This is a genomic window from Streptomyces sp. NPDC003327, from assembly GCF_053589515.1.
On the sequence record NZ_JBSFSA010000011.1, the window covers coordinates 85,455 to 98,788 of the forward strand.

14 protein-coding genes are annotated in these 13,334 nt (G+C 76.3%); 6 read left to right on the plus strand and 8 right to left on the minus strand.

Features of this window, described 5'->3' with window-relative positions:
* Window positions 1-56 precede the first annotated feature (56 nt).
* A complete protein-coding gene (locus ACWDVG_RS13060) occupies window positions 57-2,207 on the minus strand; it encodes a phage holin family protein (RefSeq protein WP_451699043.1) in 2,151 nt (716 codons plus the stop codon).
* A gap of 146 nt (window positions 2,208-2,353) precedes the next feature.
* Window positions 2,354-2,758, minus strand: a complete 405-nt coding sequence (locus tag ACWDVG_RS13065; protein WP_451699045.1) for a hypothetical protein — start codon at window positions 2,756-2,758, stop codon at window positions 2,354-2,356.
* A 159-nt stretch (window positions 2,759-2,917) separates the two neighbouring features.
* Between ACWDVG_RS13065 and ACWDVG_RS13070 the strand changes: the two genes are divergently transcribed.
* Both ACWDVG_RS13070 and ACWDVG_RS13075 read left to right on the plus strand, forming a co-directional pair.
* A complete protein-coding gene (locus ACWDVG_RS13070) occupies window positions 2,918-3,697 on the plus strand; it encodes an MBL fold metallo-hydrolase (protein ID WP_451699047.1) in 780 nt (259 codons plus the stop codon).
* A 208-nt stretch (window positions 3,698-3,905) separates the two neighbouring features.
* The gene (locus ACWDVG_RS13075; RefSeq protein WP_451699049.1) at window positions 3,906-4,595 is read left to right on the plus strand and encodes a DedA family protein; all 690 of its coding nucleotides are present in this window, start codon (window positions 3,906-3,908) and stop codon (window positions 4,593-4,595) included.
* Here ACWDVG_RS13075 and ACWDVG_RS13080 read toward each other — a convergent pair.
* The 3 genes from ACWDVG_RS13080 to ACWDVG_RS13090 all read right to left on the minus strand — a co-directional run bounded on the left by ACWDVG_RS13080 (window position 4,575) and on the right by ACWDVG_RS13090 (window position 8,476).
* Window positions 4,575-5,735, minus strand: a complete 1,161-nt coding sequence (locus tag ACWDVG_RS13080) for an MBL fold metallo-hydrolase (protein ID WP_451699051.1) — start codon at window positions 5,733-5,735, stop codon at window positions 4,575-4,577. The two genes, ACWDVG_RS13075 and ACWDVG_RS13080, sit on opposite strands and share 21 nt — an antisense overlap.
* 124 nt (window positions 5,736-5,859) lie before the next feature.
* Window positions 5,860-7,092: an aminotransferase class I/II-fold pyridoxal phosphate-dependent enzyme gene (locus ACWDVG_RS13085; RefSeq protein WP_451699052.1), complete on the minus strand. Its 1,233-nt coding sequence runs from the start codon at window positions 7,090-7,092 to the stop codon at window positions 5,860-5,862.
* 94 nt (window positions 7,093-7,186) lie between these two features.
* Window positions 7,187-8,476, minus strand: coding sequence for a sulfite oxidase (locus ACWDVG_RS13090; protein ID WP_451699054.1), 1,290 nt, complete (start codon window positions 8,474-8,476; stop codon window positions 7,187-7,189).
* A gap of 168 nt (window positions 8,477-8,644) precedes the next feature.
* Here ACWDVG_RS13090 and ACWDVG_RS13095 point away from each other — a divergent pair, with 168 nt between their 5' ends.
* From ACWDVG_RS13095 to ACWDVG_RS13105, 3 genes are all read left to right on the plus strand, one after another.
* Window positions 8,645-9,163, plus strand: a complete 519-nt coding sequence (locus ACWDVG_RS13095) for an N-acetyltransferase family protein (protein WP_451699056.1) — start codon at window positions 8,645-8,647, stop codon at window positions 9,161-9,163.
* Window positions 9,164-9,287: 124 nt separating this feature from the next.
* Window positions 9,288-10,121 (plus strand): methyltransferase domain-containing protein, encoded by an 834-nt coding sequence (locus ACWDVG_RS13100; protein ID WP_451699058.1) that lies wholly within the window; start codon window positions 9,288-9,290, stop codon window positions 10,119-10,121.
* A 121-nt stretch (window positions 10,122-10,242) separates the two neighbouring features.
* On the plus strand, window positions 10,243-10,575 hold the full coding sequence (locus ACWDVG_RS13105; protein ID WP_451699060.1) for a DUF6204 family protein: 333 nt from the start codon (window positions 10,243-10,245) through the stop codon (window positions 10,573-10,575).
* Here the strand turns inward: ACWDVG_RS13105 and ACWDVG_RS13110 are convergent.
* Complete coding sequence (locus ACWDVG_RS13110) at window positions 10,559-11,101, minus strand: GNAT family N-acetyltransferase (protein ID WP_451699062.1); 543 nt, start codon at window positions 11,099-11,101, stop codon at window positions 10,559-10,561. The two genes, ACWDVG_RS13105 and ACWDVG_RS13110, sit on opposite strands and share 17 nt — an antisense overlap.
* Window positions 11,102-11,207: 106 nt before the next feature.
* Here ACWDVG_RS13110 and ACWDVG_RS13115 point away from each other — a divergent pair, with 106 nt between their 5' ends.
* Entirely contained in the window at window positions 11,208-12,365 is a 1,158-nt protein-coding gene (locus ACWDVG_RS13115) for a DUF6183 family protein (RefSeq protein WP_451699064.1), read from the plus strand.
* A 91-nt stretch (window positions 12,366-12,456) separates the two neighbouring features.
* Here ACWDVG_RS13115 and ACWDVG_RS13120 read toward each other — a convergent pair whose 3' ends face one another.
* Window positions 12,457-12,951: a hypothetical protein gene (locus ACWDVG_RS13120; protein WP_451699066.1), complete on the minus strand. Its 495-nt coding sequence runs from the start codon at window positions 12,949-12,951 to the stop codon at window positions 12,457-12,459.
* Window positions 12,948-13,190, minus strand: a complete 243-nt coding sequence (locus ACWDVG_RS13125) for a DUF1049 domain-containing protein (RefSeq protein WP_451699068.1) — start codon at window positions 13,188-13,190, stop codon at window positions 12,948-12,950. Before ACWDVG_RS13125 ends, ACWDVG_RS13120 begins: the two co-directional genes overlap by 4 nt.
* Window positions 13,191-13,334 lie beyond the last annotated feature (144 nt).

A 13,334-nucleotide genomic window follows, 5' to 3' on the forward strand; every position in this document is an offset into this window, starting at 1 on the left:
CGCCTTCCGTCGTGCAATCCGGACCATCGTCCGGTAACGGCGAACAGGCGTCCAAATCAGTGGTTTTTGTCCTGCGGGACCGGCCCGTCAACCGGAAGAAGTTCTTCCGATTCCTCCGTGGACGGCGAAATCTCCGGGGACCCCAGCGGCACCTGCGGGCCGGCGCCCTCGCGCAGCCAGCGGCGCAGCACCCGGTGGACGCTTTCGGCGCCGACCAGCTCGCCGCCGTCGGCGACGGGCGGCGAGAGGTCCGGCGGGGAGAGCAGGAAGGGGTGCGACTGCTCGCCCCCGAGGCCGCCGTGGGAGCCGATCTGCTCCTCGAAGGCGTGCACGGTGCCGGTCGCCGGGTCGTACATCGAGTTGACCATGATGTCCGCGACGTGCGGGAAGCCGTCGGTGCGGCGCACCGCCTCCGCCGTGCCCCGGCCGAAGACGGCCAGCGGCCCGTCGTCGGTGAGCTCGGCCACCGGGACCTCCACGCCGTCCCCCGCGAGCACCACCGAGCCGTGCTCGGCGCTCGCGACGAGCAGGAAGCCGATGCCGGGGTGGTGGGCCAGGGTGTTCAGGAGCGCCGGGTGGCGGCGGTCGATCTCCTCGCGCGTCATCCGGTGCGGCACGTCGGGGAAGGAGACAAGGCCGAGGTTGCCGGAGGCGAGGACGACGGGCTCGGAGGGCTTCGCGGGGATTTCGCGCGCCTCGTCGCCGTTCTCGTCCACGGGCCGGTGCAGGGCGCTGCGCAGCGCGTCCCTCGCCGCGTCCCGCGCCTCGGAGCCGCTGCGGGTCCGCCCGACCCTGCGCGGCACGGGGAGCCCGCACCCGGCCCGTACGAGGTCCTTCAGGGTCAGCCCGTAGGCGGACTCGAACGTCTCCCCCGGGCTCTGGCCGTGGTCGGAGAGGAGCACGATCCGGTACGGGCGCGGCGCGTGCTCGGCGACGGTGGCGATCAGCCCGACGGACCGGTCGAGCCTGCGCAGCACCTGGTCGGTGTCGGGCCCCTGCGGCCCTGAGTGGTGCGCCACCTCGTCGTACGCGACGAGGTCGGCGTAGACGGCGGTGCGCCCGGCCAGCATGTCGCCCATGACGGCGGCGACCACCACGTCCCGCTCCACGACCGTCGCGAAGGCCCGGACGAAGGGGTACGTGCCGCCGCGCGAGACCCTCGGCCGCTCGCGGCGCAGCCGCGCCCGGGTGGACTGGACGGTCTCGCGGACGCACTCGGCGACGAACGACCCGGCGGTGCGGACGGCGTTGGCGGGGTCGGAGAAGTAGGCGAAGTAGCCCGCCCGGGAGCGGTTGCGGCGGCCGCGCCGGGCGGCCACGGTCAGGACGAGCGCGACCTGGTCGGCGCCGCCGCTGAAGAGGTTGCCGCGGGAGGCGCCGTCGAGGGTGAGGAGCCCGCCGTCGCCGGTGCGGCGCACCGCCCGGCGCTGGAGCTCGACGGCGCTCGCCGGGCGGTTGGACACCATGAGCCGGCCGGTGTCCTTCTCGTACCAGCGGAAGGCGGGCACGTCCTCGTTGGAGCCGTGCAGGATGCCGAGCTGGCTCGCGCCGGTCTGGCTGGACCAGTCGGTGCGCCAGGGGGTGAGCCGGTGGCCCGCGTCGAGCCAGCCGGCGACGGTGGGCATCAGTCCGTCCTCGACGGCGGCGCGCAGGACGTGGTGGCCGACGCCGTCGAGCTGGAGGAAGACCGTGCCGGGCGCGGGCTCCGGGCCGCCGCCCGGATCGCGGGGGCGGGTGCGGCCGGTGAGCCGGTAGAGCCGGCGGCGGTAGGCGTCGTCGTCACGGACGGCGAGGGCGGTCGAGGTCGCCGAGGCGACCGCCGACATGACCGCGGCGACGACCACCGCGGTCTCGGGGTCGGCGGCGCCCCGCCCGTCGGGGATGAGCCAGAGCGCGACGAGCAGCAGCGAGCCGTTGAGGAAGAACCCCAGGAGCCCGAGGACGAGGGCCGGGACGAGCAGCAGCGCCCGCACGATCAGCGGCCAGACCAGCGCGCCGAGCAGGGCGTAGGCCCCCGCTCCCCAGGCGGCGGTGAGCGCCGTCCGCGTCAGGGTGTCACCGCCGGGCGACTGGAGTTCGAAGTCCGGCAGCAGCCCGGCGAGGAGGAGCATGGTGAGCGTCGACACCGCCCACACCACGGTCACCCGCACCAGGGCGCGGCCCGCGCCGCGTCGGCGGTCGGCGCCATCCCATCGCCCGTCACCCACGCGCGTCACACCTTTCGCCCGTTTTCTGCCTCAAGCGTGGCACAGGGCCGGTCGCCCGGGCGGCGCGGGTGTCCGTCCCGGTCTCCGGTGCCGGATCCCCGGGGCCCGGTCCCCGGGGCCGGGGCGGCTCGGGACCGGATGCCCGCTCAGGAACCGTCGTACCCTGCCGTGGGCATGGAGAGACGTCGGTGGACGCCGGCCTTCGCGGCCGCGTCGTACGGAGGTTCGTCACGTCCGACGGTGACGACCCGCACCCCGCGCCGCTCGCACTCGGCGCGGAAGCCCGGCACGGAGGTCAGCGCGCGGGCGAGGACGCGCTCGTTGGGCGCGACGAAGAGGTCGACCGCGCCGCCCTCCACGTCCGTCCAGAGGGCGGCGTGGTCGGGGCTGATGCCGTAGCAGAACAGCTGTCTGGTGAGCACGTACCCCTGGTCGTCGGCCCAGCGGGCGCACATCGCGTGCTGGCCGCGCGTGTCCACGAGGAAGGGGTCGGTGTCCAGCTCTTCGAGCGGGGTGAGGCTGGCGATCGCCGCCACCCGAACGTCGTCCATGGGCCGACATTACTCCGGGACGGTGACGGCCGAACATCCTCCGGCGGGCGCTCCGGACATTTACCCTCGTTACGGAACGGCCTCGGACCGGCGGGCGACGGCACCGTGCGACGGGCGGCGAGGGTGGTCGGCGAAGACGACGGGCGACGGAAGGGCGGCATGCCGGTGGAGGTCACCTGGTGGGGGCACGCGACCTGCACGGTCGAGGACTCCGGGGTCCGTTTCCTCACCGACCCCCTGTTCGCGCGGCGCCTCGCGCATCTGCGCCGGCGGCGGGGCGCGCCGCCGCCGCCCGAGGCGGCGGTCGCCGAGGCCGCCCTCGTCTCCCACCTCCACGCCGACCACCTCCATCTGCCCTCGCTGGCCCGGCTCGCGCCCGGCACCCGGCTGCTCGTGCCGCGCGGCGCGCCCGCCGCCGTACCGGGCCTGCGCAGGCTCGTCGAGCGGGGGCTGCGGCTGACCGAGGTCGAGCCGGGCGACGCGGTGGCCGTCGAGGGCGTGACGGTACGGGTCGTGCCGGCGCGGCACGACGGGCGGCGGCTGCCGTTCGGGCCGCACCGCTCCCCCGCGCTCGGGTACGTCGTCGAGGGCGAGGCGCGGACGTACTTCGCCGGGGACACGGGCCTGTTCGACGGGATGGCGGAGGCGGTCGGGCCGGTGGACGTGGCCCTGCTGCCGGTCGGCGGCTGGGGCCCGTACCTCGGGCACGGCCACCTGGACGCGGGCCGGGCCGCCGAGGCGCTCGCCGCGCTCTCCCCGGCGGCGGCCGTGCCGGTCCACTACGGCACGTACTGGCCCATCGGTCTCGACGGGCTCCGGCCGCACGAGTTCCACGCGCCGGGCGACGAGTTCGTACGGCACTCGGCGCGGCTCGCACCGAAGGTGGCGGTCCATCTCCTCGCCCACGGCGAGCGCGTCCGCCCGGAGGTCGCCCGGTGACGGCGGCCGGGAGGGGGGCGGGGCCGGGCCCGGCCGGAGCGCATACGGCTCGGCCGACGAGGTCCGGCCCGGCCGGACCGGGGACCGCTCGCCCGACGGGGCCCGGCCCACGCCCCTCGGGAACCGCTCGCCCGACGGGGCCGGGCACGCCCCGAACGGGGGCTGCTCGGCCGGTGGGACGCGCCCGGGGCCGGGCGGGGGTCGTACGGTGATCGGGGGGCTCGTCGAGATCGTGCGCGAGCTGCCGCCCGAGTCGACGCAGCAGGCGGTCGGCTATCCGTCGCTCTTCCTCCTCGTGGCGCTCGGCGCGCTCGTGCCGGTGGTGCCGACGGGCGCGATCGTCAGCTCGGCGGCCGTCGTCGCCTTCCACCAGACCGCGCCGCTCGCCCTGCTGTTCGTCTTCCTGGTCTCCGCCCTCGCCGCCCTGCTCGGCGACACGGCCCTGTACTGGCTCGGGCGGCGCGGCGTCCGCTCCCGCAACGGCTCCCGGTGGCTGGCCTCGCTGCGCGGCCGGGTCACGCCGGACCGGCTGGCCCAGGCACAGGAGCGGCTGGACACCCACCAGGTGTCGGTGCTCGTCCTGTCGCGGCTCGTGCCCGCCGGGCGCATCCCGGTGATGCTCGCCTGCCTGCTGGCCGGGATGCCGCTGCGCCGGTTCGTCCGGGGCGACGTGGCGGCCTGTCTGGCGTGGGCGGCGACGTACCAGCTCATCGGCATCCTGGGCGGTTCGCTCTTCCCGGAGCCGTGGCAGGGCGTCGTCGCGGCGGTGGCGCTCACGGTCGTGTTCAGTACGGCTCCGGCCCTCTGGCGCCGGATCCGGGGCCCGCGCGGCGCGGCGGCCGACGGCGCGGCGTCCGACGGGGCGGGCGGGGCCCGCTCAGGGCACCAGCACCCGTGAGGCACCGACCGGGAGGTCCCACAGGTCCTCGCGGGGCAGCCCGGCGCGCTCCCAGGCGGCCCTGACCCGGGTGAGGGGTTCGAGGACGGGCTCGCTGGAGAGGACGAAGGTCGCCCAGTGCATGGGCGCCATCCGCCGTGCCCCGAGGTCCTGGTGGGCGCGGACGGCCTCCTCCGGGTCGGTGTGGACGTCCCTGAGCCACCAGCGCGGGGCGTAGGCGCCGATCGGGAGGAGGGCCAGGTCGATTCCGGGGTGGCGGCGGCCGATCTCCTCGAACCAGTGGCCGTATCCCGTGTCGCCGGCGAAGTACACGCGGTGGCCCGCCCGGTCGGTGAGCACCCAGCCGCCCCAGAGCGAGCGGCAGGTGTCCAGGAGGGTCCGCTTGGACCAGTGGTGGGCCGGGACGAAGTCGAAGCGCACACCGCCGAGTTCGGCCGCCTCCCACCAGTCGAGCTCGGTCACGCGGCGGAAGCCCCGGCGGGCGAACCAGCGGCCGAGTCCGGCGGGGACGAAGACCGGGGTGTGCCGGGGCAACCGTCCGAGAGTGGGCGCGTCGAGGTGGTCGAAGTGGTTGTGGCTGATCACGACCGCGTCGACGGGGGGCAGGTCCTCCCAGCGGACGCCCACGGGGGTGAGCCGGGCGGGGGTGCCGAAGATGCGGCGGGACCAGACGGGGTCGGTGAGGACGGTGAGCCCGCCGACGCGCAGGACCCAGCTGGCGTGGCCCGCCCAGGTGACGGCGACGGTGTCGGGGCCCGCGACGGGCTGCGGCCCGGGTTCGAAGGGCAGCCGGGGGACGTCCCTGAGTCCTTCGGGGCGGGGGCGCACGGCGCCTTCGCGGGCGAGGCGCGCGAAGGCCCGGACCCCGGGCAGGGGCGCGGTGAGCCGGTCGGCGAAGCTGCGCGGCCAGTCCCGGCGGAGCCGCCCCACGGGCACGGGCGGCCGGGGGACGTCGGGGCCGGACGCGAGCGGGGCGGGAGCCTCGACGGCGGGGTCAGCGCCGGGGCCCGGGTCGGAAGCGGTGGAAGGGGCGGAAGGGGCGGAAGCGGCCGCAGGGGGCGAGGCGTCCGGGGCCGTGCCGGGGTCCGGCCGGGACGGGGCCGGTGCGGGCCGGGCGGGGCGTGCCGTCCGTTCGGTCATCAGCGGGCTCCGTTCTGCACGGCTCGTCGGGGATCGGGGACGGGATCAGGGTCGGGGGCAGGGACGGGGACGGGGGCAGGGACGGACGGGGTTGCGGAGTGCCTGAGTCCGCGGCGGAGCGGGCTCACCGCAGTTCCCCGAGGGCCGCGGCGAACTCCGCGAGCGCACGGGCCGCGTGGGGGGACTCCACGGGGTCGCGCGCCGCGAACGTCTCGGACCGCTCCTCCTCGGTGGCGCCCAGGAAGGCGGTGGTGTCGAACCTGACGCGCAGGGCGCCGAGTTCGTCGCCGAAGCGGTGGCCGCCGGGGACGGTGGTGCCGAGGCGCCCGGTGAGGTGGTGCTCCAGTTCGAGGGAGTCGGTGACGCCCCGGGCGGCGAGGCCCGCGCGCAGCGGCCCCAGGTCGGCGTAGAGGTGGCGGCCCGCCTGCGGGGGCCGGGCCAGGGCGCCGGCGGAGAGGACGGCGTGGTGGGCGGCCCCGGCGAGCCCGCCGTGGACGGCGGCCGCGCGCCGCATGCGTACGGTGACGTCCTCGGGCTCGTCGAGGGCGTGCGCGGCGGCGGGGGCGAGGGGCCCGGGGACGACCGCGCCGAGCGCGGTGAGCACGTCGAGGACGCGGGCCCTGCGGTCGGTCCAGCGGTCGGTGCGGGAGGGGGCCGTGGGCGGGAAGCGGGCGACGGCGCACGGCCAGGCGGCCGGGGCGAGGGCGCCGCCGAGGTCGGTGAGGACGGTGACGTCGTCGGGGCACATCTCGGCGGGGCTGAGGAGCACGGTGTCGTGCGGGTGGTGGAGGGTGTCGCGCCAGGTCTCGTCGCTGACGACGTGCAGCCCCTCGGCGACGGCGGCCTCGCAGGCCTCCCGGACGAGTTCGGGCGGAGCGACGGTGGCGGTCGGGTCGTCGGCGACGGAGAGCAGGAGGAGGCCGGGGGTGCCGCCCTCGGCGCGGACGCGGCGCACGGTCTCCAGGAGGGCGTACGGGTCGGGGACGCCGCCGCACTCGGCGGGCGTGGGCACGTGGTAGGCCGGACGGCCGAGGAGGCGGGCCTGCGGGGTCCACCAGGCGGGGCAGGGCCGCGGCAGGAGCACGTCGCCGCCGTGGGCGGCGAGCAGGGCGAGCAGGAGGGTTGGGGCGCCGGGCGCGGCGATCACGTCCTCGGCGTGGGTGCGCAGGCCGCGGCGCCACCAGTAGCCGGCGGCGGCCTCCCGCAGGACGGGGCCGCCGCCCGGCGGTTCGGGCGCGGTCCGCCCGGCGGCCGCGGCGAGCAGCGCGGAGAGGCCGGGCGGGACGGGCAGGCCCGTGTCGGGAGCGGGCGGTCCGTAGCGCACGGGCCCGCGTCCCTCCGGAGCGGTCTGCCGCATGTCCCGTACCTCCTGCCTCCTGAGCGCGGAGGGGGCGCCGGGCGCATGGCACCCCCGTGGCCCTTTATACGAAGGTTCGGGCGGGTTCGCCGCTTCAGGAGACGGTGACCGGGTGGCGCACGACCGCGTCGAAGAGGTAGCCCTGGGTGTTGTGGACGGTCCGCTCGGGCTGGGTGTTGCCCGCGGCGTCGGTCGTCCGGGAGAGCAGGGTGGCCGGGCCGGTGCGGTGGGGGCGCCACGGCACGGTCCAGCGGACCCAGCCGCCGCGCCGCGGGGTGTCGAGGAGCCGGGCGGGCCGCCAGTGGGCGCCGCCGTCGGTGGAGACCTCGACCGAGCGCACGGGCGCGTGCGCGGACCAGGCGCGGCCGGTGAGCCGGTGGAGCCGCCCGGCGTCCAGGGCGGCGCCGAAGGGGAGCTCGTAGCCGGACTTCACGGTCTGCCGGGTGAGCGGGGCGCTGCCGCCGGCCGGGTGGGCGGCGCCGAAGAGTCGGTACCAGTCCGTGGACCAGGGGGAGGCCAGCGGGCGGGTGGAGACCTCGATGTCGCCGAGCCACTTGATCGAGGCGATGCCGACCCAGTGCGGCACGACGAGCCGGACGGGGTGCCCGTGGTCGTACGGGAGCGGCTCGCCGTTCATCTCGTACGCGAGGATCACGTCGTCCAGGGCCTTGGCGACCGGCAGCGGGCGGCGGACGCGGCCGTGGTCGACGCCGCCGGAGACGTACGGGTCGTCGAGGCCCCGCGGCAGCAGGTCGACGGCGTCGCCGGCGATCCCGGCGAGGCGCAGGACGTCGGCGAGGCGGACGCCGCGCCAGCGGGCGGCCCCGACGGCGCCGAGGGTCCAGGAGGTGCCGGTGACGGTCTCGCCCTGCTGGGTGGTGAAGAGGCTGCGGCCGTTTCCCGCGCACTCGATCAGGGCCGTACGGGTGACGGAGGGCAGGTCGCGGAGCTGGCCGTACGTGAAGTGGACCGGCGCGCGGCCGTGGAGTCCGTCGCCCCAGAGGGTGAGCCGCCAGTCGTCGGCGTCGAGGACGGGGGTGGAGGTGTGGTTCCGGACGAAGAAGCGGCTGGTGGGCGTCGTGTGGCCGGTGTCCCCGAAGGCGTCGAAGCGGGCTTCGGCGTTGGTGCCGCGGACGGTGAAGTGCTCGGGCGGCAGGGCCTTGACGATGCCGGGTGCGGCGAGCGGCGCGGTGGTCCCGGCCGTGGACCCCGCGGCGGAGGCGGGCGCGACGGTGACGGGCGCGGTGGAGGCGGGCGCGGTGGTGGAGCCGGTGGGGGACGCGGCGTGGGCGGGGGTCGTGAGGCCGCCGAGGGCGGTGGCCGCCGGCGCCGCCGCGAGCAGCGCGAGGACGGAGCGGCGGGCGGGCGCGGGCGGGTTCGGCACGGGACTCCTCGGCAGGTGGGAAGGGGGGTGCCGACGGTGGCGGCGGGCCGATCCTAGGTGCCGAGGAGGGTTTCTGACGGTTCGTTCATGAGCCCGTCACAAAGGTGGTCCCGGGCGCCGTCCCGTCCGACCCCTGGGCAGGCGGGGGCGGCCCGGTCAGAATGCGGCATGACGATCCGTGACGCCGTTCCCGAGGACGCGGAGGCGCTCGCCGCCGTGCACGTCCGTTCCTGGCAGGCCGCCTACCGCGAACTGCTGCCCCCGGCCTACCTGGAGGCCCTGGACGTCGAGGAGCGCGCCGCCCGGTGGCGGGCGCGGCTCGAAGCGGCCGACGGTCCGACCGTGCTCCTGGCGACCGGTTCGGGCGGGCGCCCGGTCGGCTTCGCCGCCGTCCGCCCCTGGCCCGACGAGGAGTTCGGTCCCGCGACGACGGCCGAGCTGGCGGCGCTGTACACCCTGCCGTCGGTCTGGGGCACGGGGGTCGGCCGGCGGCTGACGGAGGCCGTCGTCGAGCGCGTCGCGGCGAGCGGGTTCCACAGCGTGGCCCTGTGGGTCCTGGCGGGGAACGAGCGGGCGCGGAGGTTCTACGAGGGCGCGGGGTGGCGGGCGGACGGGACGGTGGTCCAGGAGGAGACCGGCGGGGTCGTCCTCGACGAACTCCGGTACCGGAGGGACCTGTTCGGCTGACCGCGCTCTCCCCCTTCCGACCGGCGCCACGCCCTCCTGTCGTCCACATGACAAGACACGGATCTCAATATATGGAGGTCGGGCGTACGGTGGAGGCACACACCCACCCGAGGGAGTCGCTTCCATGTCGCACGCCTCCGCGCCGCAGGCGCACGAGACCGCGGTCTACACGCACGGCCACCACGAGTCGGTCCTGCGTTCGCACAGCTGGCGGACGGCGGCCAACTCGGCCGCCTACCTGCTGCCCGAACTGCGGGCCGGGCTCGACGTCCTGGACGTCGGCTGCGGGCCGGGCACCATCACCGCGGATCTCGCCGCCGCGGTGGCGCCCGGCCGGGTGGTGGGGGTGGACGCGGCCGAGGACGTCCTGGCGAAGGCCCGGAACGTCAGCGCGGAACGCGGCCTGGGGAACGTCGAGTTCGCGGTCGCCGACGTCCACGCCCTGGACTTCCCCGACGACTCCTTCGACGTCGTCCACGCCCACCAGGTGCTCCAGCACGTGGGCGACCCGGTGCGGGCGCTGCGCGAGATGCGGCGCGTCTGCCGCCCCGGTGGCGTGGTCGCCGCCCGGGACAGCGACTACGGCGCCTTCGCCTGGTACCCCGAACTGCCCGCCCTGGAAACCTGGCTGGACCTGTACCACCGGGTCGCCTCCGCCAACGGCGGCGAACCGGACGCCGGGCGCCGCCTCTTCGCCTGGGCCCGGCAGGCCGGATTCACCGAGGTCACCACCACGGCGACCGCCTGGTGCTTCGCCACTCCCCAGGAGCGGGCCTGGTGGAGCGGCCTGTGGGCGGACCGCACCACCTCGTCCGGCTACGCGGAGCTGGCCGTGGACGGCGGCCACACCACCCCGGCCGGCCTCGCGGAGATCGCCGACGCCTGGCACGCCTGGGGCGCCCGAGAGGACGCCTGGTTCATGGTCCCGCACGGCGAGATCCTCTGCCGGGTCTCCTGAACGGGGCGGATATTCCCGGCGGGGTGCCGCGGGGCCGCATAGGGTGGCGGGTCGGCGCGCCCGGCAGGGCGGCGGCCGAGCGGACGACGCCGCCGCACGCGGCACAGGGAGAGTACGAGGCATGGGCACCCAGCACACCTATCGGGTCATCGTGCGCGGCACGTTCGACGCGCTGTCGGAGGAGAGCCGCAGCCGGCTGCTCGCCGAGGCGGACGCGCACGGGCTGAGCGCGATGCGGTTCACCGAGGAGGGCTCGCTCGCCTACGACCGGACGCTCAAGCACTTCTCGTACCGGCTGGTCGTCGTCTCCGCCGCGGAGGACGGCGACGAGATGGCGGGCGCGCTCGCCGAGGAGCGCGTGGAGAACGCGCTCCGGGAGCTCGGCCACGGCTTCACGGGGCTGCGGTCCACCGTGACCGACCTCGACACGATGAAGATCAACTACAAGCGGTGACCGCCCATCGCTCGTGGTCCCGCCAGGCCCCGTCGATGAGGAGCATCGCGGGCGAGAACCCTTCGAGGCGGAAGCCCGCGCGGCGGACCAGGGCGCGGGACGCGGTGTTGAGGGGCTGGATGTTGGCTTCGAGGCGGTGCAGTTCCAGCGGGCCGAAGGCGTACGGGAGGAGCAGGCCGAGCGCCTCGGTGAGCAGGCCCCGCCCGGCGGCGTGCGCGAAGGCGCCGTAGCCGAGCGCGCCGCTGCGGAAGCCGCCCCGCACGATGTTGTTGATGTTGACGAAGCCGGCGATCCGGCCTCCCTCGGCGTGCTCGCACACCAGGAACCCGGCGCGGGCCGGATCGTCGATGAGCGCGCCCGCGTACGCGGCGTACGCCTCCGCCGTACGGGGCGGGAAGAGCCAGGGGCGGTGCAGCGCCGTGCTCTCCTCGGCGCGGGCGGTGAACTCCTCCCCGTCGTCGAGCGAGAACTCCCGCAGCCCCACCCGGGGCCCCGCCGTCACATAGCGACCGTGATCGTCGGACATGCGCCCAGGTTAGGGCCTTGTGGGGGCCTTGTCGGGTCCTCGGGGGGGCGGCGGGGCGCGGGCGGCCCCCCTGCCCGCTTCCGCCGTCACGGCTAGCCTCGGAGGCATGACCAGGGAGAACCAAGAGATCCAGGAGAACCCGGAGGTCCGGGAGATCGTGGCGGCGCTGCCGGAGGCGGCGACGGTGAGTGCCGTGAACGCGATCGCCGACGAGCGGGTCGCGCGCGGCGACGCCGCCTTCGCCGCCGATCTCGGTCTCGTCCTCTCCGCAGCGCACCGGGCCGCGGAGTCGCCGCCGTGGCAGTACGGAGCCGCCCTGGACCACCTGGTACGACTCCTGGCCACCACTCCCGGCGCCGAGAACGCCGCCCAGGCGCTCCGCCTCGTCGGCTCCGTGCGCGACCTCAGTGCTCGGGGCGCGCGTTACCCCGCCTCGCTGCTGGCCACCGGCCACGCGGCGGAGGACCTGGCTCCGGCGTTCGCCGGTGACGTCTCCGACGAGTTCCGCGCCTGCCTGGTCCACGAGCTGGTGCTCCGGGGCTCGCCCGTCACGCGGCTGCCGGTGATCGCCGCGTGGGCGACCGCGCCGGAGCGGCACGACCACCCGTTGGGGTGGCTGCCCCTGTCGGTGTCCGCCGTCGAGGCCGAGGCCGCACTGCCCCGCCACAGCGCCACGGGCAGCAGCTGGGCGTCACCTTACGGGCCGTCGCACCGGGGCGTCCCGGCAGCGGTGCTCGGCGACACCGTCGCGCCGAAGGCCGTCGAGACGACGTCGCCCTCACGGGCCGCGGCGATGGGCGCGGCCGTGGCGAACTGGACGGCGGAGTCCAACGGACGGGTCGAGGCGCGGGTCTTCGACCTCGCGGAGCCGTTGGACGCCGCGGCGATCCCGGGCGCGCTCCTGACGCTGGGGCTCGACTGTCTCGCCGGGGTCGACGAGGGCTCGGGCCTGTGGGGCTCCGTCCGGGAGCCGGCCGGGGCGTGGCGGGTGCTCTTCGCGGCGGCGTCGACCGGTGGGGCGTACGGGTACGGCGAGTTCGGCGCGTACGGCAGGCTGGCGGCCTGGCGGTCCCTCGCCGCACTGGCGGGTGGTCCCGAGGGCGCGAGCGCCGCCGAGGTCGAGGCGCGGGCGGCGGACTGCGTCTGGTACGGCTTCGTCGCCCACACGGAGTGGTTCGAGCAGGTGGCCTGGGACCTGGGTGTCGCCGCCCTCTCCCCCGGCCGCAAGCGGCTGGCCGTCCTGGCGGCGACGGACACCGACTGACCCGGCACCGGGGGCGGCGCGCCGTTCCGCAGCGCCGCCCCGAGAGGGGCCGTGGCCGCCGCACCCCGTACGCCCCGGGTTCCGGACGTTCCTAGCGGCGGGCCGTACGCACCCGGGGCGGGCAGGACTCGCCCTTCCTGACCACGCCGATCGTGACCGTGGCGCGGCGGTCGACGGCCGTGCCCGGTGCGGGGTACTGCGTGCAGACCTGCCAGCTCGGCGGCCAGAGCACCCGGCGGTCGCGGCCGCCGACGTCGTGGACGGCGAGCCGGGTGCGGCGGTCCAGCCGGGTGAAGACCCGCCACAGATCGCTGCCGAGGAAGTCCGGCATCGCGCGGGGACCGGCGGGAGCGAGGGCCTCGACCCGTCGTCCGCGCGGCCGCCCCGTCACCCCGCCCGCCCCCGTCTCCGTGTCCGTACCCGACCCTGTCTCCGTACCCGCGGGGCCCCCGGCGCCGTGCGCCGTCACGGGTTTCTGCCCCGTTCGGCGCGTCCCCGCCGTGCCGGACCTCCCCGCCGTGCCGAAGGCGACGAGGGCGAGGGTCAGCGCGGCGCCCGCGCCGACGACGGTCGCCGCGCGCCTCACTTGCGCCTCCGGGCCGCGGCGTAGTACCCGCAGGCCACGCCGATGAGGGCGGTCGCGAGCAGGGCGAGATAGAGGGGCATGGAGACCTCGGGGATCAGCAGCCGGATCCGTACCTCCCGGGTGTTCTCGAAGATGAACACGAGCGTGACGATCACGAGCGCCGCCATGCCGATGCGGCCCGGGGTGAGGGCGCCACCGGACCGGGCCCCGCCCCTCCCCGACGTCTCCTTGGGACTCATATGGGCCCTCTCCTCCGTCGTGCCTGTCGGGCGTGCGCGTGGGACCAGCATGGGCGACCCGGGAGCCACCCGAACGGTGGACGGAGCCGTACGAGTGACTTGTCAGACAACAGCGGCCGACTACCGTGGTGCCGGGACATCGCT